Origin of the sequence: Streptomyces sp. NPDC047049 (assembly GCF_040643995.1) — a bacterium.
Classification (GTDB): Bacteria; Actinomycetota; Actinomycetes; order Streptomycetales; family Streptomycetaceae; genus Streptomyces; species Streptomyces mooreae.
On sequence record NZ_JBEYVM010000005.1, the window covers coordinates 435,364 to 458,310 of the forward strand.

Below are 22,947 nucleotides of genomic sequence, written 5' to 3' on the forward strand. Positions count from 1 at the left end.
GCCGTCAGCACTCCCCACCAAGGCGACCGAGGGTGGTGCCCGTGGCTATCCTGTACCGCTGTGACTGGCTCTGTGCGGCGTCCCCTGCTGTTCCTTGATGTTGATGGTCCGCTCATCCCGTTCGGTGCTGAGCCGCAGCAGTATCCGACGTATGCGACAGCTCTCGATCGGCGTGAAGGTGACGCGAATCCGCTCCTGACCAGGATCAATCCTGAGCACGGGCCCAAACTGACGGCGCTCGGGTGCGAACTCGTCTGGGCCACGACATGGATGGATGACGCGAATGAGTGCATCGCGCCCGTGATCGGTCTCCCGCGGCTGCCGTTGGTGATCTGGCCGGAGCCGTCCGACATCGATGACCGGGACGAACGTAAGGGACTGCACTGGAAGACCCGCGCCCTCGTCGAATGGGCGGCGGGGCGCTCGTTCATCTGGGTCGATGACGAGATCACCGACACCGACCGGGCCTGGGTCGCAGCCCACCACCCGGGATATGCCCTGCTGCACCGCGTCGATGCCTGCCGTGGTCTGACGGAGGGCGACTATACGGCTCTCGACTCGTGGCTGCGACAGCCGTTCGTGCCGGAGGAGGCCGGCAGCACCGGCGCAGGATGACGGCCCGGCGCCGATGGCCGACAAGCCGGATGAAGCCGCAGGAGTCACGATCAGGGGCCCTCCCGCGGGTTCCGGCGGGCCGGTTACGTGGCCTGCTCGCCGTCGCCGGCGTCGACGTGCAGGTGCATCACCGGCGGTTGGCGGAGGCCTGCCAGATGTCCAAGAGCGCCCTCACGGCCGTTGACACCTGCTCCTGCCCTGCTGCGTCTGCCCATCGATAGGCGTCGTGCTCGTCCGGGGAGAGTCGCACGGGCACGCCGAGGTCCGCCGAGGCGGCGAAGGTGAACTGGCGGGCCCGCTTTCCGGAGCCGGAGGTGTAGTCGAAGTGGCCGAGGTAGTCGTCGATGGAGACCAGAGGCAGGCCGGTCTCCTCCCGCACTTCGCGACGGAGGGCGTCGAGCAGGCTCTCCCCGGGGTCCACGCCGCCGGAGGGGAGTTCCCACAGACCTCCCATGAAGTCATCGGCCGCACGGCGCATGAGCAGCACGCGGCCGTCGCCGTCGGGGATGACAGCCCCGACAACGTGCTTGGTGATGGCGTCCCGATCCGCGGCCGCCAAGAGGCCGCTGATCAGCTCAGTACGGGGAGCCGGAGTCACAGCACATCCTTGTGGTTGGGGGCGACCTTGGTGATTGATCGCCGCGACGTATGAGTTCGCGAGGGTGCGGTCCTGCTCGTGGTGCCATACCGGGACTCCATCTTGCTGCCGTGCGCCAGGCGGGCACCAGGGGAGTCGTCGGCGGCGGGGCCCCACAGCCAGCCTTGCGAGTGTGCAAGAGCCGAAAGCTGTGCGGTCGCTGTCTAAGACGCCAGTTACCGGGCACCCGCTCGACTGCGCGAGATGCGCGTCGCGGGCTTCGTCACCCGCGTGAGTCACCACTGAGGAGGCGTAGCAATGAGCACGGTAAAGGAAACGGTGGACGTCGAGGTCCCGGTCCACACCGCCTACAACCAGTGGACGCAATTCGAGGAGTTCCCGAAGTTCATGGAGGGTGTCGAGAAGATCACCCAGCTCGACGACGAGCGCAACCGCTGGACCGTCAAAATCGGCGGCGTGCAGCGGGAGTTCGACACCGAGATCATTGACCAGCTCCCGGACGAACGTATCGCCTGGCGGACCACCACCGGCGAGACACAGCAGAAGGGCCTGGTCAGCTTCCAGCGCCTGGATGAGACCCACACCCGGGTGCAGCTGGTGATGGACATCGAGCCTTCGGGCGTGGCGGAGAAGGCCGCCGACGTGTCGGGGACCATCGAACGGCGGGTCAAGGGCGATATGCGGCGCTTCAAGGAATACATCGAGCACCGAGGCGTCGAGTCCGGAGCCTGGCGCGGCCGGATCCAGCCCGGCTGACCCACCCCGGTGCCCCGGCTGCCGCCACGACGTAGCGATCCGAAGTGGAGGTCCTGGCCTTCGAAGGGGAGAGCGACGGGAGACTCCAGGCCGGCCCCTGCGCGCAGGGGCCGGCCCCTCGTGCCGCGATAGCGCGATGACCGGTCAGTGCACCTAACTGACGATGCGTCACCCTTGACCATCCGGCTCTCCAGGAAGCTGCGGTGCTCTGATCACGCCTGTCCATGCAAGATCATCTACCCCGTGATCAGCGACTACGGGACGGCCCCTAGACTGCCTCCGTCTTCACAGTTGATCGGAGCACGACATGCGTCGCCTCATTCTCGCCCCCGTCCTCGTGGCAGTCGCCGGCCTTGCACTCGCCGGGTGTGCACAGGACTTCGGCAAAGGCCCTGAAGGCCGGGTCACCGACAAGACCAAGGACGGGAAGAAGTTCTACTTGGTCGTCGATCCCAAGAAGGAGGGCAAGGAGGCGAAGTTCCGGGTCAGCAAGTACGACTACCACGACTGCTACCGGGGCTCGAAGTACCCCAAGTGCATCGACGATTAATCCACACAGGCCCTTCCTCCTGTTCGGCGGCCACCCGCTCCAGTAGTGCGGCCCCCGGGGCGATATGGACTGGACCCTGATGAGGTCTGCCGAGTGGCGCTGCGGACGAGACCCATGGAGACGTTCGCGCAGGTTGCCCCGGGCCGGGACCCTCCGGAGTGCCTGGCCGCACTGCACGAGCTGGAGGACGAGGACGTCCGTTCCGGCGCTTATACGGCCTTTGATGGTGCCTCGGAACTGCTGAATGCCCTGCAGCCCGGGGCCTGGGCACTGGTGACATCGAATTACGAGCACCGGGTACGGGGACGTTTTGCACGGACGGGCCTGCCGGTCCCGGACCTTGTGGTGGATGCGGCTGCGGTGGCGGAAGGCAAGCCGTCTCCGGTGCCGTATCAGCAGGCCGCCGCGCGACTTGGCGCCCATCCTGAGAACTGCCTGGTCATCGAGGACGCCCCCTCCGGGGTGCAGTCCGGGCTGCGTGCCGGGATGACCGTGTGGGGCGTCAACACCCCCGCGGCAGTCGATGGCGTGCATCGCCACTTCGGCAGCCTGCGCGAGGCAGTCGGCGACATCCTTGCCTTCGCGTCCGGGGAGCGCTCTCACCGGCTGGAGAGATCAGTGGAATGATTTTGCTGTGGGCGCGGTGCGAGGTCAACGTGTGACTGATCGGCCCGCGGGGCGGCCTGGGTTCCTCCAGGTCAAGGCCGACCCAGCGCAGCAGGTCAGACCGTTTCCGGCGTCTACGTGGCCCGTGACCAGGGCGGTACCGACGCCGAGGAGGGCAAAACTCCGCATGTGGTCGTTTACGACGTCATCACCGAAAAACCATAAAGCTCAGGACAGGTGCGTCCCCGGTCTGTAAAGATCCACACACCGGCCTGCGAACAGTCGATCGAATGTTTTCTGGGTCAGGAGGGCTATCCGCAAGGGGAACCGATCCGCAAGGGGACTCGATGCGCACTTCACGCAGCACCACGTTGCTTCCGTCCTGCTGCCCCTCGCCGCCACCGCGGCCATGGCCGTCCCGGCCTCCGCAGCGGAGAACAAGACCACGAAGAACCCCGGCGAGGGCCATGGACCTCCTCGCCCGCATCCGGACCGTGCTCCCCGTGGGCCTGCCGGCGGCCGAGTTCTTCGGGGCCGCCACTGTCGCCGGGCGGGCGGAGCCGGCCGAGTACTACGCCCCCGCCTGCTGTCCTCCGGCGAAGCGGGCACTCAGCCGTTCCCGGCAGCGGCGCGGCGGCCGGTGCCCGTGCAGGTGGGCGGGCCTCTTGGCTGACATGAGGGCCTTTCGGGACGCGGAGCTCATCCAGCAGCAGGGCGACCTGCGCCCCCTGCGGATCTTCCTGTCCCAGCCCGCGCAGCGGGGCCGCAGCCCGCATCAGCAACTGCGGCGGTCTCTCGGCACCAAGAAAGGACGCAAGGTCCACTACGGCCGCGTGCTGGTCGACGCACTCCCACACGAACACCTCCCCACGCCGCCGGCGGACCTGCTCGACTTCATCTGACCTCGCCTCGACGGCAGACGGCCGGCTCACCACGAGCGGCCGCCCGGCGGCGCGCCCACGAGCGCCACCCACCTACCACCACGATCAACCGGCCCCCCACTCAAGGAATCACAGCCCCGTCATGCCCCCAACGCACTCCACCCCCGTGCCCGGCAACGGCCCGTCATCAGGACGCCCCGTGCCCGTATCCTCGCCTGCCTCGACCGACAGGACCGCGAAGGCCGCACTGGAGATCATCGCCGAGGTACTCGGCGTTCCCGATCCTGACGGGACCCAAAGCTTCTACGACTTCGAGGCAACCTCCCTGCAGGCCATACGGATCTGCGCCCGAATCGGCAAGGAACTGAAGTTACACGCCATCCCGGAGGACCTGTTCGAGGCGGACACCCTCATCGATTTCACCGCCGGGCTCGCCCCGGACCCGGGCAACCCCGCGACACCCGCCGCTCAACGGATACCTTCCGACCAGCGTTCCCTCCACGCCGCCGTCACCCACCAGGCGCGTCTGCGTCCCACCGCCCTCGCACTGATCTGCGGGAACGAACGCGTCGACTACGCCACCCTCGACGCCGCATCGGACACCTACGCCAGGGAGCTGACCGAGGCCGGAGTGCGTCCCGGCTCCGTCGTACCGGTCCTGCTGCCCCGCTCGCCCCGACTCGTCGCGGTGCTGCTGGCCGTCCTCAAGTGCGGCGCCTCCTACGCAGCCTTGGACCTGCGCTGGCCCGCCCAGCGGATCCACGACATCGTCTCCCGTCTGCGTGCCCCCCTGAAGGTGGCCGAAGGCGGCCTGCCGCAGGCGTGGAACCCGCCCGCCGAAAGCCTGGAACAGGCGGCGGCCCGGCGCATCGCCCCGCCGGAGGTGACCGTCGCCCCGGGCGACCCCGCGGCGGTCTTCTTCACCTCCGGTAGCACCGGCGTCCCCAAGGGCGTCCTTTCGCCCCACCGCGCGACCGTCCGCCTCTTCCCTCCCGACGGTGGCTCGTTCGCGGACTTCGGCCCCGGACGGGTGGTCCTGCAAGCGGCTCCGGTCCCCTGGGACGCCTGCAGCCTGGAGCTGTGGGGCCCGCTGACGAGCGGCGGCACCTGCGTCATCGCGCCTTCCGACTACCTTCTCCCGGACGCCCTCACCGATCTGGTCGCCAGGGCCGGCGTGGACACCGTGTGGCTGACCTCGTCCCTGTTCAACCTCTTCGTGGACGAGGACTCCCCGGACCGCCCCTGCTTCGCCGGGATCCGGCAGGTCCTCACCGGCGGCGAACGGATCTCGCCCGTACACGCCGGCCGCTTCCTGGCCCGCTACCCGGGCACCGCACTGATCAACGGCTACGGACCGGTGGAAAGCTGCGTATTCGCCACCACCCACCAAGTCACCGCCGCCGACTGCACCCGCGACAAGGACATCCCCATCGGCCTGCCGGTGCCGGGCACGACCGTGCACATCCTCAACGGCGACCACCCGGCCCCACCCGGCGAGGTGGGGGAAATCTGCCTGGCCGGCGACGGCCTGGCCCTCGGCTACCTGGGCGACAGCGAGGCCACCGCCACGTCCTTCGTCACCCTCCCCCTCGACGGTTCCCCCGTACGCCTCTACCGGACCGGAGACCTGGGCACTCTGGACACCGACGGGACGCTGTCCTTCCATGGCCGGACCGACCGGCAGGTGAAGATCGCCGGCCACCGCGTGGAACCGGACGAGATCGAGACCGCCGCACGTCAGGTCCCCGGCGTCAGCGAGGCAGCCGTCATCCCCGTCCCGGCGCCGACAGGCGGCTATGAACAACTCGCGCTGTTCTACACCTCGAAAGACCGAGACGATCCCTCCCACCCGGCCGCGGTGCGTCGTGCCCTGGCCACCAGGCTCCCCGCCCCTCTGGTGCCCCGCACCGTCCGGCGCTGCACGTCCCTGCCCACCACGGACAACGGCAAGCTCGACCGCCGCGCCCTGCCCGCCTGGCTCTGACCGAGGACCGCTCGCCATGTCGCACTCCCTCCCCAGCTACCCGATGTCCGCCGAACAGGAGTCGATCTGGCTCAACGACCAGTTCCAGGAGGGGACTTCCCGCTACTTGGAGTCCTGGACGTACCGGCTGCGCGGCGCCCGCGTCGTGCCGGCCGCCGTGCAAGCCGCGCTGGACGGCATCGTCGCGCGGCACGAGGCCCTGCGCAGCCGCCTGCATCTCGTCGACGGAGAGCCGCGCCAGACGGTGCTCCCGCCGGGCCCGGTAGAGCTGGAGATCCGTCGCCTCGCCCCCGGGCAGCTGCCGGCCGCACTGACCGAAGCAGTCACCCGACCGGTCGCCCTGAACCGGCCGCCGCTGCTCCGGGCCACCCTGCTCCAGCTGGACACCCAGGGGAGCAGCGACGCCGTCCTGGCCGTGGCCATCCACCATGCGGTCGTCGACGGCTGGTGCTGGAGTCTGCTGGACACCGAATTCAGCGCCCTTTACCGGGCCGCCCTGGACGGCTCCGACCCCGGCCTGCCCGAGCTGCCCGTGCAGTTCGGCCCATACGTCCAGGAACGCCCCGCCCCCACCCGGGCCTCCCTGGAGCACTGGCGCCGCGCGTTGGCCGGAGCACCGCAGGAGTCGTCGTTCCCCGCTGACCGGCCGCGGCCTGCCGTGTTCGGTACCGGCGGCGACCGCGTGGAGTTCACTCTGGAACCCGACCTGGTCACAGGTGTGCGAGCACTGGCCCGGCGGGCCCGGACCACTCCCTTCGTCGTGCTGGCCACGGCCCTGGGCGCGCTGCTGGCCCGGTCGTCGGGACAGCAGGACGTCGTCATCGGTACTCCCGTCTCCCGGCGGGACGACGAACGCCTTGAGCCGATGCTGGCCTGCCTCACCGATGTCATGCCGCTGCGCCAGCACTTGGACCCCACCGCATCCTTCGCCGAGCTCACCGCCCGGACCAAGGCCGCGGTGTGGGACGCCGTCCGGCACCGCGACGTTCCCTACACCCACTTGGTCCGCGACCTGAAGGTGGAGCGGTCCACCGGCCGCTTCCCGCTCTTCCAGGTGGTGTTCGGTCTCGACGACGCCCCCGCCCCGGCCCTGGACCTGCCCGGCGTCACGGCCGAGCGGCTGTACGTGCACCGGGGCACGGCCAAGTACGACGTCTTCCTCCACATGGTTCCCGAGGCGGGCGGTCTCCACGGCTACTGGGAGTTCTCCACCGACCTCTTCGACCGAGCCACCGCCGGGCGGCTCACCGCACGCCTGACAGCGCTGCTGACCGCCGCCGTGTCCCACCCCGACCGGTCACTGGCCGAGCTGGACATCCTCCCTCCCGAGGAGCACGCCCTCCTCCAACAGTGGACGCACGGCCCGGCGCCGACCGGCGACCGCCCGCTCGCCCACGAGATCGTCGCCGCTCAGGCACGCCGCACCCCCGACGCCCCCGCGGTCGTCCACCGGGACCGGGTGCTCACCTACGCCCAACTGGAAACGGCTGCCGCGAACGTCGCCGCCCATCTCGTGACCCGGGGCGCGGCGCGACAACCCGTCGGGATCTGTCTGCGCCGCTCGCCGGAACTGGCCGTCGCCGTACTGGGCGTGCTCAAGGCGGGCGGCTGCTACCTGCCGCTCGACCCCGACTACCCCGCCGACCGCCTCGCCTTCATGGCGGCCGACAGTGGGATCAAGACCGTACTGACCCAGCGCGACCTGGTGGACCTGGTGGACGCCGAGCCCGTCGTGGTGGACGACCTTCCGCCCGCCCCCGCCGTAGCGCTGCCCGCGGTGAGCCCGGACGACCTCGGCTACCTGATCTACACCTCCGGATCGACCGGCCGGCCCAAGGGCGTGGCCATGCCGCACCGCGCTCTGGCCAACCTGCTGGCCTGGCAGCGTGCCCGGTCCGCCGCAGGCACCGGCACACGCACCCTGCAGTTCGCCCCGCTCAGCTTCGACGTGGCCTTCCAGGAGCTCTTCAGCACCTGGACGACCGGCGGAGCCCTGGTCATGGTCGACGACGAAATCCGCCGCGACCCGGCCCGCCTCCTCGACCTCCTCGCGGCCCAGAGGGTGGAGCGGCTCTTCCTGCCGTTCGTCGCCCTGCAGCAACTCGCCGAGTACGCCTGCGCCACCGGCCGGACACTGCCGCGGCTGCGCGAGGTGGCCACCGCGGGCGAGCAGCTCTTCGCCACCCCCGCCTTGCGGGAGTTCTTCCGGTCGCAGGCGCCCAGCGCAGTGCTGGACAACCACTACGGCCCCTCCGAGACCCACGTCGTCGTCGCCGAGCGTCTTGCGAAGAACCCGGCCTCCTGGCCGGACCTGCCCCCCATCGGCCGCCCGATCGCAGGAGCGCGGATACTCGTCCTCGACGAAGCGCTGCGCCCGGTCCCACCCGGCACGACGGGCGAACTGTGCGTCGCAGGACCTGTACTGGCCGACGGCTACCTCGGCCGGCCCGACCTGACCGCCGAGAAATTCGTCCTGCGCGGCGGCTCGCGGCTCTACCGCACCGGCGACCTCGTCCGGCACCTTCCCGACGGCCGGCTCCAGTACCTGGGGCGCGGGGACGACCAGGTCAAGATCCGCGGTCATCGGGTGGAGACCGGTGAAATCGAGGCCGCCCTGCGGGCGTTGCCCGCGGTGACCGATGCCGCCGTGGTGGCGCAGGCGTCCCCCACCGGGCGCCGCCTGGTCGCCCACTACCTCACGGCTGCGGACGACGCAGCCGCTCCACACCCCACCGCAGTGCGACAGGCGCTGACCGAACGCCTCCCCGAGTACATGGTCCCGGCCGCCGTGCTGAAGCTGGAGAGCTTTCCCCTGACCCCCAGCGGCAAGCTGGACCGTGCCGCCCTGCCCCGCCCGGAGCAACTGGACACCCAGCCCTCCACACCCTTTGCCGCGCCCGCCACCCCTGCCGAGCGCCGGATCGCCCGGATCTGGAGCGAATTGCTGGACATCACCCGCATCGGCGTCCAGGACGACTTCTTCGCCCTGGGCGGCCACTCCCTGCTGGCCACCCGGCTCGTGCTCAGGATCCGCGAGGAACTGGGCGTGCAGATCCCGCCCGGCGCGGTCTCCGCGTCCGCGACGGTTGCCGCCCTGGCCGCCCTGGTCGAGGGGAACGACGTCACGGAGGCCTTCGACCTGCCCGCCGAGGTCGACCTGCCCGCCGACATCGTCCTGGCGCCGAAGACGGCCCCGGCGGTGAAAGACCCGGCACATGTCCTGCTCACCGGAGCAACCGGCTTCCTGGGCGCCTTCACCCTGCGCGCCCTGCTGAACCGCACCGAGGCCACCGTGCACTGCCTGGTCCGCGGCACCGACCCCGAGCACGCCGCGAAGCGGCTGCGCAGATCCCTGGAGACCTACGGGCTGTGGGACGAGCGCTGCGCTCATCGGGTCACCGTGGCCCACGGTGATCTCGCCCGGCCGTCGCTGGGCCTGTCCGAGGACGCCTTCGACCACCTCGCCCGCACCGTGGGAGCGGTGCACCACGTGGGGGCGGCGGTCAACCTCGTCTCCTCGTACGGACAGCTCAAGGCAGCCACCGTGGGCGGCACCACCGAGATCCTCCGGCTGGCCGCACGCCACCGCACCGTCCCGGTCCACCACGTCTCCACCGTGGGTGTGTACGCCGGCAGGTCCCCGCACCCGATCGGCCCGGAACACCTGACAGGGCCACCCGAAGCGCTGGAGCACGGATACACCCAAAGCAAATGGGTGGCCGAAGGGCTCGTCGAACAAGCCCGCCGGCGAGGACTGCCCGTCACGATGTACCGGCCGACCCGCATCGCCGGCCACAGCCGCACCGGCGCCTGCCAGACAGGTGACTACCTGTGGCTGATGCTCAAGGGCTGCATCCAGGCCCGGACCGCACCCGCCCAGGTGGACACCGCCTTCGACCTGACACCGGTGGACTACGTCGCTGATGCCATGGTGGCCCTGTCCCTGCTCCCAGGCACCACCGGCCGGACCTTCCACCTCGCCGCAGGCCGCCTGCTGCGCCTGGAGACGACGCTGAACTGGCTGCGAACCATGGGCTACCACCTGCCAGAAGTCTCCCCGCAAGCGTGGCTGGACCGGATCGGCGCGAACCCCGGCAACGCGGCGTTCCCGCTCCTCGGCACGCTGGCCGCGGAACTGACCGGCGGCGGATCGGAGGGCAGCCTGGCCTTCGACCCCACCGCCACCGACGCCGCGCTGGCCCCAACGGACATAGTGCGCCCCGAGATCGACCGGGAACTGTTCGGCCGCTGCGTCGCCTACTTCACCGCAACAGGATGGCTCCCGGAACCCGGCACAGCGCCGCCCCCGCCCGCCTCCGCTCCAGCCGGCCCGTTGGTGGACATTCCGGGGGAGCCCTCAAACGGCGGTGTCGGACGTGGGGGGGAGGCCGCGTAGGCTCAGCCCGTTCTGGACTCCTGGAATCCCACCACGGCCGCGCCGTGCTCGTGAGCCCATTCAGTCAGCACGGCGATCGGCTTCACCAGCGTCCGGCCCAGGTCCGTCAGCACGTACTCGGCCTTCCCGGCCTCGGCGTGGCGGTCGACCAGCCCGTACCCCTGCAACCGCCGCAGCGTCTGGGTCAGCACTTTCCGCGAGATTCCGCCGATCAAGTCGACCAACTCGCCGTGCCTGCACGGTTCGCGGCTCAACGCGAACAGTACGACCACCGCCCATTTGTCGGCGATGATCTCGATCGCCAGCCGAGCCGGGCAGTCGGCGAGGAAGACGCTGCCGGAGTACTCACGCATGCCCCGACGGTAGCCCACTGCCAGGAACCTGGAGGTACCTGCCGCCTCCGTAGCGTCCACGGCGGAAGCCAACGAGCAGGGGAACCGAATGAGAGCAATAACCGGCCGGCCGGCCGGGCGGGCGGAAGGTCGTCGCGCTGGTCACCGTCGCGTTGGAACTGTGGTCACCAGGGCACTGGCCCGCCTACGCGCCGATGGCAGCGGCGTGGCCGCTGCCCGGCATCGACGACACACACAGCACCTCCTGGGCGGACTACGGCGTCACCACCGGCATCTGGCGGCTGCTCGATGTCCTCGGTGACCTGCCCGCCACCGTCGGCGTCAATGGACTGGTCGCCGAGCGGTGCCCCGAGACCGTCTTGGCCGTGCATGAGGCGGGTCACGAGATCGCCGCACACTCCTGGGCCCAGGACGTGGTGCCCGCGCTCCTCGATGTCGAAGCCGAGCGGACCAATCTCCGTCGCTGCACCGACATCCTTGGCCACGTCACCGGCGTTCGCCCGACGGGGTGGATGAGCCCACGAGCCACCGGTTCCCGGCACACTGACGACCTGCTCGCCGAGGCCGGCTACCGCTGGACCGGCGACCACGGCGACCATGACCTTCCGCAGGTCCTGTCCACCGCTCACGGTCCTCTGGTCTCCCTCATGCACAGCGACCACTCCGACGTCCGCGACGCCGCGGCCGGCCCGTACGCCTACCGCGACCTGCACCGTGAGCTACTGAACCAGATGCTCGCCGCGGCCGGCCATGGTCGGCCAGATCCTCGACCACCTCCGCGAGTCCGGCGACGTCTGGGTTGCCACCCACGCCCAGGTGGCCGAACACGTCCTGACACAGGGAAGAACGCCATGACCCACGTCCTCGTCGTCGGCACCGGGGCCATGGGCAGCCACGTGATCCAACACCTGTTGGCCACCACCGACGCCACCATCACCGTCCCCAGCCGCCACCCGGAGTCCGCTCACGCCACCGAACTCGCCGCCCTCGCGCCCGACCGCGTGCGACTGGTCCGTTCCGGCCCGGCGGCCCTCGAGGTCCTGACCGGGCAGGCCGACCGCGTGTTCGCCAACACCGACTTCTTCGCGACGGGCAGCGCCGTGGGCGAGTATCAGCAAGGGCTGCACTTGCTGGCCGCCGCCGAGCGGGCCGGCGTGGAGCGTTTTATCTGGTCCTCGTTGGACAGCGCGGTGTCCCTGACCGGCCACCCCGTCCCGCACTTCGACAGCAAAGCCGCAGGCAAGGAGACCGACGGCTGGTACACGAACCACGTCTCGGTGCTGACCACGGCGCCGTACTTCGAGAACCTGCGGGACCGACTCGCCCCCCGGCCCGACGGCCGGGGCGGCCTGACCTTCCAGCTCCCCCTCGGCGCGGCCCACTACCCGCTCGTCGCCCTCGACGACATCGCCTGGTTCGCCTGCCACATGTTCGACGACTGGCAGTCCTGGGGCGCCCGCGACCTCGCGGTGATCGGCGACAGCCTCACCGGCCGCGAGATCGCCGCTGCCTTCGCTCAGGTCACGGGCACCCCCAGCACCTATATCCCGATGCCCCATGACGAACTGCGCGCCACCATCCCCGGCTTCGGCCACGACTACGCAGCGATGTTCCAGTTCTTCGCCAACCGTGATCTCTACACCCGAGACCGGGACATCAACCTCCTGCGCCGTGTGCACCCCGAGCTGATGACCTTCAAGGACTGGCTGCACCACACCGGATGGACGGCATGACCACCCACCACGTCAATTCCGGAGGCAGACACGCGGAACCGGACAGGACTCATCGCTATTGCTTGGACCCACGACGAAATGTGGCTCGCAGGGTGACGGAACGCCGGTCACGGGGTCAGCGGGCCGGGCGACCGGCTCGTGTCGGTGGCTGATCACGCTGGATAGCCGAGGGCCTCACGGTGTAGGAGTTCGTGATTCGCCGTCCTGCCGAACGCGGGGGAGTCTCGCCTGCCTCGGGTGAGCCGAGGCAGGCGGCTCGGCGGGAGGCTATCGCATGCAGATGCCGTTGCAGGGCTTCGTCCCCAGGGTGCCGCAGCCCCAACTGTCGTAATTGCAGCTGATCGGGCCGCAGTACATAACGCCGCACCATGAGTCACTCTGGTTGCACTGGCAGTCTGCCCTGCGCACCTCGCTGCCGTCGTCCGGACCGAGGCGGGCGAGGAGGGCAGCGGCCTCGTCGAAGCCGAAGACGCGGCGCGCCTGCTCAGCGAGAGCGTCCAGTTCGGCGCTGCGCCGATCGGGTTCGGCGAAGACCTTGGGAGTCAGCCTCGTCAGCTGCGTCATGACCCGCTCCTGAGCGGGCGACAGCTTCGGACGGGTCGCGCGGTACGTGGCGAAGTGGTCCAGCCATACCTGTGACCGCTCTCCGGGCGTCAGCACCTGGAAGATCGCTCTGCGGTACGCGACCGGGTGCTGGACGATCGCCTCGTAAGAACGTGGCAGCGTGCTCATGTTCTCCCGTACCCAGGAGGCGGCTCTCGCGGGCTCCGATGCCTTGGCGAACGCGGGTGTCTGGCCGACCGTCGACAGGCCGACCGCGGCGACTGTGCCGCCGACGAGATGGAGGAACCTCTTGCGGCTGACCGAGCCTCCGATCCGAGGTGCCTTGTCCGGGCCGCCGGTGACCTCCTCGCGCAACTCGCCAAGCGCCTGGAGAACACGCATAGTTGAGCGCAGACCCAGTCGCCGCGCCAATGTCAGAGACAGGGCAGGCCCCGTCCATGCGCGCACGTCGTCATCCCGGACGCGCAGCAACGTCGGCTTCCAAGCGGGTTCGGGCCCCGAGCCCAGCCGACGCCACTCCTGCACTTGGGGGTGGGCCAGCGGCAGTACCTCGAACTTGTCGTCGCTTGCTCTCGCCACGGCAGTCGACACGGCCGAACACGTGCCGCAGGTTTCATCGAAAGCCAGGACCCAGCGTTCCGCGGGGTTGTGTTGCCGATAGCTCATGGAACCTCCAGCTGGCTGCGGGATGGTGGAGCGGGCTGGGTGAGGCCGCGAGTCCCTGTCCCCTCACAGTCCTCGCACCTGCGAGAGAGGATGGCAGGTGGCTGTGTGTCCGGCAATGGGCAGGGTTGTCCGGGACAGTTTTGGCTTGTTCCGGAAAGCCCCGGAAACATGTGACCTCAGGTAATGCCTGCGCGTTGTCTGATAAGACTTACAGCCAGAGGCGGCATGACGGCCCCCCACTGACCGCGGACACGCCGCCCGATCTCATCACCGTCCAGCTGGACGGTAGCGAGCTCTGGTGGTCCAGCTGTAGATCGTGATCAAGGACGACGGGGAGCCCCGCGGGTGGCGGCTCTACGCTGCTCCTCATGATTGCCAAGCTGCAGTGCGTGGTGTTGGACTGTTGTGATGTGCGTGAGCTTTCCCGCTTCTACCGGTCGCTTCTCGGCGGCGTGGTGGACCAGCCGGATCCACGATGGTCCCTTGACGGCAACTGGTCGACCCTCCACACCGACTCGGGGCTCGTGCTCGCCTTCCAGCGTGCGGAGAACCATCAACCGCCGCGGTGGCCGGATCCCGCTCACCCGCAACAGTTCCATCTTGACCTGGGTGTCCAGGATCTCGACCAGGCCCAGGAACAGGTTCTCAAGCTCGGGGCATCCCTGCTCGACGCCGGCGACGACAAGCGCAGTTGGAGGATCTACGCAGACCCGGCAGGTCACCCTTTCTGCCTCGTTCGCGACTGACTCGCGAACACAGCCGGGTTCGGCCACCGTTGACCATCATGACTTGCGTGGAGTAACGATGAGACGGTGGCCGCAGGTCACAGCATAGATCCCGTTCGTTGTCGGGAGACGCACGAGGTGGCCATGGGCCGCATCGCCGGCCGGTTCGCCCGGGTCGAACCACGGCTTCGGTCCAGGCGGTTGGTGCTGGGCCTGTTGTCGGACCTGCCGCGCAAGAACTGCTGGACCATCGCGGAGTGGGCCGGAGAAGGCAGCCCGTACGGCATGCAGCATCTGCTGTGCCGGGCCTCGTGGGATGCCGACGCCGTTCGTGACGATGTCCGTGAGTACGCCGTCGAGCACCTGCATGACCAGGAGGCGGTGCAAGGCGGCGGGGCTCGGCGAGAACACGGTCTTCGGGACCAAGCCCGAGCTGGCCCGCACAATGACCGAACACCGTGACCGCTTCCGGCTTCGATATCAACTGCCCCGGCACGGGTCGGGGCATCGCAGGACGGCCGGCGAGCGCCACGGGACGTGCCCATCGCGGGAACCGGGCCTGGGCCTGTCGCGTCCTTCACTCCATGTTTGGATCTTGGAAGGACGTCAACGAGTTCCTCAGCGATCTCTCCAGCGTCTTGTACGACCACCCCTGCGGTGACCCGCACGAACCGATCGAGCGATGTGTCGATGAACTCGAAGCCGACCTGGGCAGCGATGCGACCGTTTACTGGGTGCTCGGGGTCGTCGCTTCTCTGCCGTGGATGTACTGGTACGACGAGCGGGGGCTCAGGCCGCGCGCGGACGCGGCACTGGCGAAGGCCGGGGCCGAGTTGCGCCGGCACATGCATGCCTGTGGGCACGACACGCACCCGTGCGTGGACGACGAGCCGCTCCAGGTCCCGACCGACCTGCTGGGCCTCATGTCCTACACCCAGGAAATGGACGACTGGCAACCCGATCCCGATGTCCCGGACGACGAACCTCCGCACGAATCCGACTTCGCCGAAGCGATGCGCTGCCCCCGCAACCTGATCGCCGTCGTCGAACTGGCAGATCGGATCGCGTGACCTTGTCTGCTGATACGCCGTGTTCGGCGAACCAGTGATTCAGTGCACCCACGCGAACTCCTGGGGCGCGCCAGTGTGCTTCGCGCGGAATTTCCTGCCGCGCGCTCGCTGAAGACTGCCGAATCTCTCGGAGCTCGCGCCACGCGCACACGTTCAGCCATCCGAGCACCCTGACCAGACGCGCCGCTCGGCACGGAACCCGGCGGCGCGTCACCTCACGGAGAATTGAATTAGCTGATGTGGGGTCACAGGCAGGTTGCCCGCTGCTGCCGTGCCGCGGCCCTGCGGCGGTCCGTAGAGGTTGGTTGACGCCGCGTAGGTGCCGAGCCGCGGCCGGCGTCCCTTCGGATTCGGGATGATGGTGGCGGCCGGTCGCTCGCTACGGGGCAAATGCGGGGGTGGTGCACCGGTCTTGTGGTCGGGGAATTCGGGTGGCTTCCGCTGTGTTCGGCTAACGGCCGCTCTTACGCCCCTGCTTCATCCAGGAGACCTCTCCTATGTCAGAGCTGGAGATCGATGCCGTCGTGTTCGACGTGCTCGGCACGCTGGTCGACGAACCCGCGGGTATCCGCGCCGGCATTCGTGAACTCGACCCATCGCTGGACATCGGCGGAGACCTGATCCGTCGTTCGCCCTCACCCAGCCCCAGTGCTCCAGCTCCGGCGCCTTGTCATCGCCAAGGCCGACACGTTCTTCGATGAGAAACGCTCAACCTTCATTGCGACAGGCCGATCAGCCACGAGGGCCTGCGGAGCGTGCTCCGGGAGAAGCGCGTCTCCTTTCAACTTGACCGCACCGTGTGCGTCTCCGTGCTGCTGCCCCTCACTTCTCGATGCGGTGTGAGGCGTGTGGTGATCAAAGGCGCGAGGAAGTGGCCGAGGAGGGTGGCGGTGGTGATCGCGCCCAGGGCGAGGCCCCAGGCGACGGGCCCGAGTGGCGTGCAGCCGAAGAACTGGCTGAGACCTGGGGTCTGGATGATGGCGGCGAGGACGGCCGTGGAGCCCAGTCCGGCCACCAGGACGTTGCGGTCGGTGCCCCCGGTGGTGAGGGTCTGGGCGAGTTGGGTGCCGACGACGGCGGCGAGGGCGACAGTGGACGCGCGCCGGCTGCGGCCCGTGAGGCGGGCCGCGGTCCAGGCCAGGCCGGCGCCGAGCGCGGTGATGACGCCTCGCAACAGCATTTCCTGGGTGAGGGCGGTGCCCAGTGACCGGTGGGGTCCCTCAGCGAGGAGGCGCTCGCCGGTCTGGCCGGACGGCTCGCGTACCGCGATGGCGAGGGAGGGGGCGAGGTCGGTGAGGAGGTTCACGAGCATGATCTGACGTGCGTTCAGCGGCGTGGTGCCGGTAAGTGCGGAGGCGAGGACGCTGAAGGTGACCTCGCCGAGGTTTCCGCCGATGAGGATGGCGAGTGCCGCGCGGACAGTGGTCCACATGGCGCGGCCTTCCATGAGGGCCGAGACGATGGTCTCCAGCCGGTCGTCGGTGACGACCAGATCCGCGGCCGCGGTCGCGGCCGGAGTACCGCGGCGCCCGAGTGCGATGCCGACGTCGGCGAGTCGGATGGCGGGAGCGTCATTGGCTCCGTCGCCGGTCATGGCCACGACTCGGCCGACGCGCTGGTAGGCCTGGACGATCCTGACCTTGTGACTGGGGCTGCAGCGAGCGATGACGTCGACGGTGGGCAGCAGTTCGTCCAGTGCGTCGTCGTCGAGTTCGTCGATCTCCATGCCGGTGCACACCTTGGGCTCTGCGACCTCTTCACTGATGGCGGAGGCGATGGCGTCGGCGGTGGCGGGGTGGTCGCCGGTGAGCATCACGGTGTGCACACCGGCCTCGCGCAGGCGTGCCGTCGCGGGCGCGGCGCTGTCGCGTACCGGATCGCCCAGGGTGAGGAACCCGAGGAAGACCATGCCCTGTACGCCTTTGTCAGTGAGATCCGCACCGGCCTTCATGCGGCGTTCGGCCACGGCCAGGACCCTTCGCCCCGCTGCCGCCAGCTCCTCGGCCGCTTCAGCGAGGGCTCGTCTGGCTGAGTCGTCGAGGGCCACCACCCCGTCCGGTCGTCGGCGCCGGGTACACCGGCCGATGACGTTTTCGGGTGCTCCCTTGACGCTGAGCAGGACATGCCGGCCGGTGTGGCCGACGGTGGCGTGGTAAGCCCTGGCCGGCTCGAAGGGGAGGGCATCCGTGCGCCGCCAACGGGGCGCGCCGGCGCGGGTGGTGATCCCTGCCCGGTGGGCGCCGTCGACGATCGCCCGGTCGGTCTGGTGGGCCATCGGTTCGGACTGGCGGGCGGGCGGCGTGGCGCGCAGTGCGGCGGCGAGGACTTCCTTGCAGGGCGCGTCGAGCCGGTCGAGGGCGAGGGCGCCCTCGCCATCGCTGACGCCGGAGAGCTCCAGAGTGCCTTCGGTGAGTGTGCCGGTCTTGTCGAAGCACAGGACGTCGGCGCGGCCGAGTGCCTCGATGGTGCGGGGATTGCGTACGAGGGCACCGCGGCCGGCCAGGCGGCGCGCGGCGGCCAGTTGGGCAGCATTGACGAGGAAGGGCAGGCCTTCGGGCACGGAGGCGACGGCCAGGTTGACGGCGGAGGCCAGATTGTCGGTCAGGGGTCGGCCATGGAGGAGCCCGGAGAGGGCGACCGCGACGGCGGACCCCAGGGCGATGGGCATGCTGGCGCGGGTGAGCGAGGAGAGCCGGGCCTCCACGCCTGTTTCCGGTGCGGCCTGGCGGGCAGTGGCGAGACTGCGTCCGGCCTCCGTGGCTGAGCCGGTGGCCACGACGACGGCCACGGCCCGTCCGGCGGAGACAGTGGTGCCCTCATAGAGCATCGAGCGGCGCCCGGTGAGGTGCGCGGCGACCACCGGCGCGGGATCCTTGCTCACGGCCAGGGATTCCCCGGTGAGAGAGGATTCGTCGACCTCGAGGCCTTCCGCCTCCAGCAGACGGCAGTCCGCGGGGACGACATCCTCCGGCCCCAGAGACACGACATCGCCGGGCACCAGATTGCCCGAGGTGACCAGATGCTCCTGCCCCTCGCGGCGCACGCAGGCGCCGATGGCCGACTGGGCGAACAGCTCGGCAAGTGCGCGTTCGGTCCTCACCCGCTGGAAGCCGCCGACAAGTGCAGAAACACCGGTGATGGCGGTGACCAGAGCGGCATCGGTCCGGGAGCCCACCGCCGCGGCGAGAGCGGCACCGGCGGCGAGGATCGGAGTCAGCGGATTGGAGAGCTCTTCGATGAAGGCGTGCGGCAGGGTCAGCTTCGCCGGCTCCCCTGCGTGCGCCTCGGTGCCGCGCGCGGTGGCTTCCTGTGCGGAAAGTCCCTCGGGGCGGGTGCGCAGACGCTCCATGACGCGCTCGGCGGGCATGAGGTGCCAGGGGACCTGGGTCACCGGAGGTGTGAGGGGGCGGCGCAGCAGTTGCCGGGCGCGCCAGCTGCCGAGGAAAAATGCCACCGCCCCCGCCGTGTCGCTCACCGCAAGCACCCGCGCGGTCGCTCGTCCGGCCGGCCCCTGCAGGGCGGCGACAGTGCCCACGCCGCTGCCGCCCGCGGCCAGGTAGTGGCTGTCGCGGTCCACCACCGCGGCCACCCCCACCGCGTCGACGATCAGGCCCGCTGCCTCGAGATCTGCTCCCACCAGAACGTGGGCGCCCCAGGGGGTGTGCTCCCCCTCGCGGTGCACACCGATCGCGCAGTCGGCCGCGCCGAGCGCGCGGCGATCGGCGGAAATCAGCAGAACGACCGCGCCGTCGGCTTGGAGGCCACGCACGGAGGCTGCCAGGCGGTCGCCCGCGGGAACCATGGCGTCGGCGAACGCGAAGCCGGGTACCTCACGGTCGGAGGCCACCACGATGCGTGCGCCGGCCCGTCGAGCTGCCGCGGCGACAGCCTCGGCTCCCGGCGCCGTCTGGGTGCCGAGCCCCGCCACCGCCTGGAGCCGCCGGCCCTGGGCCAGCCCGATGGTCTTCTCGCTGCCGCGCCGCCGCAGATGCTTCGCCGCCTTGCGACCGGTCCGCCCTTTCAGATCCAGCTCCTCCAGGGGCCCCAGCACCCAGCCGCCCGCGCGGCTGACGGCCAGCGGCGCATCGGAGTCGAAGAGCGCGAACAGCTGCTCGGAGACCTGCTCCGGGTCAGCGCCTCCCAGCAGCTCCAGGTCCACCGGCTCGTACCGGTCTCCCCGAAGAGCCTCTTCTTCCAGGAGGATGGTGTCCACCTGCCCCAAGCGCCGCAGCGCAGTACGGTCCATCGTCACGACACCGCGCAGCGCCAGATACCGCCCCAGAGCCGTGGCGAAGCCTTCACGTCCCGCGCCGGGTGCCTTCGGCACCGAGGCCACACCGACCGCGATCGCCTTGCGGATGCCGGCGAACGGCAAGGCGGCCATCCCGGCGGCGACGCCCGCCGCCATCGAACGCTCCGCATACAGGTCGGCGCCGTCCTGCGGCGGTAGGCCCGTCCGGCCGGGCGTGACAGCGTCGGCCGAGGCTTCTTCCGGTCCCCGGACGAGCCCGGCCTCGCGCTCGCGCCAGGCAGTACGTTCGACGCTCGCCTCCCGCCACGCCGCCAGACGCTGCAGCACGTCCAGGGCGATCCCCGCACCGCCCGTGGCCACGCCCTGTACCAGCGCTCCGATCACCGGGAGCAGCGAGTCAGCCTGCTCACCTGGGCTGATGTCCTCGACCAGGTGACGAAGCCGCGGATGGTAGCGAAGGGCGTCGATGCCACCGGCGACCTCCGGCGGCAGGCCGAACCAGGGAGCGAGCTGCCGGAAGGTCACCAGAGCCAGCCCCAGGGTGTCCGCCACCAGAGCCGGCACCGCCGGGAAAGGCGGGCCCTCTGCCGGGTGATGCGGTTCCGGCTGCCACTCGTCGAATGCTTCTGCGTCCGCGGCATGGTCGCCTTCAGCTTGCTCCACCAGGGCGACCAGCTCACTGGCGGGGGGAGCGGGCGAATCAACCGCAATGATGACCCGTTCCATGGGCGCGTTCACCCGCGCCCACAGCACGCCCGGATGTCTTTCCACGGCCCGCTCCACGCGGCTGGCTACGGCCTCGCCTCCCGCGCCGTGGACTCCGAAGACCGCGATGTAACAGCGCTCGGACGTCCACCACACCTCACGGTCGCCCCCGTCCAGAAGGCTTTCGGCCACCCCCCAGACGGTCCGGGCGCCGGAAAACGTATGCGACACCACAGTGGAGACGACCGACCGCAAGAAGGGCGGCATTCCGAGCGCCGAGGCATGCTCCGCCGACATGAAGCGTGCCTCCTCGCATCAGAGCGGTGGGTGCGAATGAACCTTCAGAGGCAGTGTCACCGAAGCCCATGAAAGGGGCGATAGGGGGTAGACCTATCGATAAGGGGCTATATCTTCATGACCGAACAGACGAGGCGATACCCGTGACCTCCGCACCCCGAAAGAACTCCCCGTCCACCGAAAGCGACACCTCAGGTGAGCGCCGGGCCGGGCCCGCCCCGCCGGCCACGAAGCGCACGGTCACCCTGAGCATGCCCTCGCCCCGCCAGGTGGCAAGCGGCGCCCTGGACGCCGCTATGCTGCCCGTCGCCGTCGCCCGCCAGATCCTTCCCGCCAAGAAGGGCCTCCCGATCTACCTGGGCCTCGGCATTCTCGGCGCCGCAGAAATACTGGAGTGGCCCGTCGCCATCGGCATCGGCGTCGGCTATGCCGTTTTGCGCCGCGGCGACGGCGTCCTCGCCGCCCCGCCACCCACCACCGCAAGCGAGACCAGCACCGACACCGCCACGACTGAGGACGAGACGTCCACCAAGACGACCGCACGTGACCTCATGACGCCGGACGCCACATGTATCGGAGTCAATGAGACTGCCCTGGACGCGACGAAGAAGATGACCGAACTCGGCGTTGGATCGCTGCCCATCTGCGGCACCAACAACCGGCTCAAGGGCATGCTCACCGACCGCGACATCGTCGTGAAGGTCATCGGCGCGGGCAAGGATCCCGCCCAGGTGAAGGCCGGCGACCTCGCCCAGGGGAAAGCGGTGACCGTTGGTGCCGACGACGAAGCCGAGAGCATCCTGCAGACCATGAGCCAACACAAGGTACGCCGCCTGCCGGTCATCGACGGTCGTACGCTGGTCGGCATCGTCGCGCAGGCCGACGTCGCACGCGCACTGCCCGACCCCAAGGTCGGCGACCTGCTCGAAGCCATCTCCGCCTGACGCGTGGCGGGTCACGCCGTCCCCTGTGCGCAGATGCGGGTGATGAGGCGGGAGACGTGCATCTGGGAGAGGCCGAGCTCTTTGCCGATCTCGGTCTGGGTCATCTCGGCGCCGAAGCGGAGTGCAAGGAGGATGCGCTCACGCTCGTCGAGTTCGGCCAGGTGCGGCTTGAGGGCCTGGATGTTCTCGGCGCACACCCCGCCGGGGTGCGGCTCGCGCTCCTCGACGCGGGGCGCCCGGCCTACGCCGCCCACAGGACGTAGAGCGGGCCGCTCGGCCTGGCACGGGGCCGTCAGCTGGCGGGGTGAGCGGGATCTTTCATGATCCATGCGCCGCCGGAGCAGTCTTCGGGCAGGGGCGGGAAGGTGTGGTCCTTGACGTTGGTGCTGGTGCTCCACCGATGGGCTTTTCCGCAGTCGCACTCGTAGATCCCACTCTCGGGAACACTCTCGCCGGGCCGGAACCTCTGGGTTCGTTCGCTCATACCTACTGTCTACGGCCCGCTTCCGGGATCCGCGACTCGAACACCGAGCCTGGAAGGTGGCCACGACCATGCGAGCGCAAGCGCCGTGTCGTCCCGTGCCATGACGGACCGCTCGCCGGTGTCCTCAGCCGAAGCTGCGTACGGCTGAGGGCATTTGCCGTAAGAGGGCACGGTGCACGCCGCGAACCCAGCATGTCACGACCAATATCGCCATCGAGGTCGACGAACAGGCGAGCACGGCGCTCTCGCGTTCGTACGTCACCGTGTTGCAGGCATTGCCTGACCTGCCGCTGCAACCCATCGTCGGCGGTCGGTACCACGATCGCTTCGAGCGCCGTGGTGAGCAGTGGCTCTTCACGGAGCGGCGGGTCCGAGTCAACCTCGTCGGCGATGTGAGTCACCATCTCCGCCAGGTACCCGCACCGCGGTAGTCCTCCGCGGGACCGACACCGCGACCGCAATCAAATGGCGCGGGGGCGGTCCGCATCGATCTCTGTTGGTGAGCGCGAACTGTCCGTAGCGGCGCAGTCGGCAGGTGCCGCGTTCGGAGGCGTACGGGTCTCGGGACAGGTCCTCCAGTACGCGGCGAAGCGTGCCCACTCTTCCTCTCCGGCGCCGGCGTAAGCCCGCACGGTGGCCGCGGGCATGAGGTGGGCACCCGCCGAGGCCACGGACTCGCGGGCCGTTGCCACGGCGGTGGGAGACTGCTGGAAAGCCGTGCTCTCCGTGAGGTTCTTGGCCCTCTCGTCCATGTCACACCCTCCTGTC

At 69.6% G+C, this 22,947-nt stretch carries 17 protein-coding genes and 4 pseudogenes; 14 read left to right on the forward strand and 7 right to left on the reverse strand.

Annotated features, from left to right (window positions below):
- Positions 1-60 precede the first annotated feature (60 nt).
- On the forward strand, positions 61-615 hold the full coding sequence (locus ABZ851_RS16220; protein WP_361127254.1) for an HAD domain-containing protein: 555 nt from the start codon (positions 61-63) through the stop codon (positions 613-615).
- 127 nt (positions 616-742) lie between these two features.
- On the opposite strand, the gene ABZ851_RS16225 is transcribed toward ABZ851_RS16220, so the two are convergent.
- Positions 743-1,213, reverse strand: a complete 471-nt coding sequence (locus tag ABZ851_RS16225; RefSeq protein WP_361127257.1) for an NUDIX hydrolase — start codon at positions 1,211-1,213, stop codon at positions 743-745.
- Positions 1,214-1,510: 297 nt separating this feature from the next.
- Between ABZ851_RS16225 and ABZ851_RS16230 the strand changes: the two genes are divergently transcribed.
- The 6 genes and pseudogenes from ABZ851_RS16230 to ABZ851_RS16255 all read left to right on the forward strand — a co-directional run bounded on the left by ABZ851_RS16230 (position 1,511) and on the right by ABZ851_RS16255 (position 10,386).
- Complete coding sequence (locus tag ABZ851_RS16230) at positions 1,511-1,969, forward strand: SRPBCC family protein (RefSeq protein ID WP_336053085.1); 459 nt, start codon at positions 1,511-1,513, stop codon at positions 1,967-1,969.
- A gap of 307 nt (positions 1,970-2,276) precedes the next feature.
- Positions 2,277-2,519 (forward strand): hypothetical protein, encoded by a 243-nt coding sequence (locus ABZ851_RS16235; protein ID WP_361127260.1) that lies wholly within the window; start codon positions 2,277-2,279, stop codon positions 2,517-2,519.
- 45 nt (positions 2,520-2,564) lie between these two features.
- The gene (locus ABZ851_RS16240; RefSeq protein ID WP_361127263.1) at positions 2,565-3,146 is read left to right on the forward strand and encodes an HAD-IA family hydrolase; all 582 of its coding nucleotides are present in this window, start codon (positions 2,565-2,567) and stop codon (positions 3,144-3,146) included.
- A 674-nt stretch (positions 3,147-3,820) separates the two neighbouring features.
- Positions 3,821-4,027, forward strand: a pseudogene (locus ABZ851_RS16245) (hypothetical protein); the annotation flags it as partial.
- Positions 4,028-4,205: 178 nt separating this feature from the next.
- Positions 4,206-5,990, forward strand: coding sequence for an amino acid adenylation domain-containing protein (locus ABZ851_RS16250; protein WP_361127266.1), 1,785 nt, complete (start codon positions 4,206-4,208; stop codon positions 5,988-5,990).
- 16 nt (positions 5,991-6,006) lie between these two features.
- Complete coding sequence (locus tag ABZ851_RS16255) at positions 6,007-10,386, forward strand: amino acid adenylation domain-containing protein (protein ID WP_361127269.1); 4,380 nt, start codon at positions 6,007-6,009, stop codon at positions 10,384-10,386.
- Positions 10,387-10,388: 2 nt separating this feature from the next.
- On the opposite strand, the gene ABZ851_RS16260 is transcribed toward ABZ851_RS16255, so the two are convergent.
- Positions 10,389-10,739, reverse strand: coding sequence for a helix-turn-helix domain-containing protein (locus ABZ851_RS16260; protein WP_361127272.1), 351 nt, complete (start codon positions 10,737-10,739; stop codon positions 10,389-10,391).
- A 194-nt stretch (positions 10,740-10,933) separates the two neighbouring features.
- Here ABZ851_RS16260 and ABZ851_RS16265 point away from each other — a divergent pair, with 194 nt between their 5' ends.
- The gene (locus ABZ851_RS16265) at positions 10,934-12,472 is read left to right on the forward strand and encodes an NmrA family NAD(P)-binding protein (protein ID WP_361127275.1); all 1,539 of its coding nucleotides are present in this window, start codon (positions 10,934-10,936) and stop codon (positions 12,470-12,472) included.
- 267 nt (positions 12,473-12,739) lie between these two features.
- Here the strand turns inward: ABZ851_RS16265 and ABZ851_RS16270 are convergent, their stop codons facing one another.
- The gene (locus ABZ851_RS16270; protein ID WP_361127278.1) at positions 12,740-13,417 is read right to left on the reverse strand and encodes a bacteriocin fulvocin C-related protein; all 678 of its coding nucleotides are present in this window, start codon (positions 13,415-13,417) and stop codon (positions 12,740-12,742) included.
- 653 nt (positions 13,418-14,070) lie between these two features.
- On the opposite strand from ABZ851_RS16270, the gene ABZ851_RS16275 reads away from it, so the two are divergent.
- From ABZ851_RS16275 to ABZ851_RS16290, 4 genes and pseudogenes are all read left to right on the forward strand, one after another.
- Entirely contained in the window at positions 14,071-14,448 is a 378-nt protein-coding gene (locus ABZ851_RS16275; RefSeq protein WP_336053100.1) for a VOC family protein, read from the forward strand.
- 123 nt (positions 14,449-14,571) lie between these two features.
- A pseudogene (locus tag ABZ851_RS16280) lies at positions 14,572-14,878 on the forward strand (hypothetical protein); the annotation flags it as partial.
- 133 nt (positions 14,879-15,011) lie between these two features.
- Entirely contained in the window at positions 15,012-15,497 is a 486-nt protein-coding gene (locus ABZ851_RS16285) for a hypothetical protein (RefSeq protein ID WP_361127283.1), read from the forward strand.
- A 497-nt stretch (positions 15,498-15,994) separates the two neighbouring features.
- Positions 15,995-16,096: pseudogene (locus tag ABZ851_RS16290) on the forward strand (haloacid dehalogenase type II); the annotation flags it as partial.
- A gap of 182 nt (positions 16,097-16,278) precedes the next feature.
- Here the strand turns inward: ABZ851_RS16290 and ABZ851_RS16295 are convergent.
- A complete protein-coding gene (locus tag ABZ851_RS16295; RefSeq protein WP_361127286.1) occupies positions 16,279-20,646 on the reverse strand; it encodes an HAD-IC family P-type ATPase in 4,368 nt (1,455 codons plus the stop codon).
- 656 nt (positions 20,647-21,302) lie between these two features.
- On the opposite strand from ABZ851_RS16295, the gene ABZ851_RS16300 reads away from it, so the two are divergent.
- On the forward strand, positions 21,303-21,695 hold the full coding sequence (locus tag ABZ851_RS16300; protein ID WP_361127373.1) for a CBS domain-containing protein: 393 nt from the start codon (positions 21,303-21,305) through the stop codon (positions 21,693-21,695).
- A gap of 11 nt (positions 21,696-21,706) precedes the next feature.
- Here the strand turns inward: ABZ851_RS16300 and ABZ851_RS16305 are convergent.
- Positions 21,707-21,883, reverse strand: a pseudogene (locus ABZ851_RS16305) (sigma-70 family RNA polymerase sigma factor); the annotation flags it as partial.
- A gap of 104 nt (positions 21,884-21,987) precedes the next feature.
- The gene (locus tag ABZ851_RS16310) at positions 21,988-22,179 is read right to left on the reverse strand and encodes a hypothetical protein (RefSeq protein ID WP_361127289.1); all 192 of its coding nucleotides are present in this window, start codon (positions 22,177-22,179) and stop codon (positions 21,988-21,990) included.
- A 152-nt stretch (positions 22,180-22,331) separates the two neighbouring features.
- Here ABZ851_RS16310 and ABZ851_RS16315 point away from each other — a divergent pair, with 152 nt between their 5' ends.
- Positions 22,332-22,610 carry a nuclear transport factor 2 family protein gene (locus ABZ851_RS16315; RefSeq protein WP_361127376.1) on the forward strand — a complete coding sequence of 93 codons (279 nt, stop codon included), beginning with the start codon at positions 22,332-22,334 and terminating at the stop codon, positions 22,608-22,610.
- Between the two features lie 30 nt (positions 22,611-22,640).
- On the opposite strand, the gene ABZ851_RS16320 is transcribed toward ABZ851_RS16315, so the two are convergent.
- The gene (locus ABZ851_RS16320; RefSeq protein WP_361127292.1) at positions 22,641-22,931 is read right to left on the reverse strand and encodes a hypothetical protein; all 291 of its coding nucleotides are present in this window, start codon (positions 22,929-22,931) and stop codon (positions 22,641-22,643) included.
- Positions 22,932-22,947 lie beyond the last annotated feature (16 nt).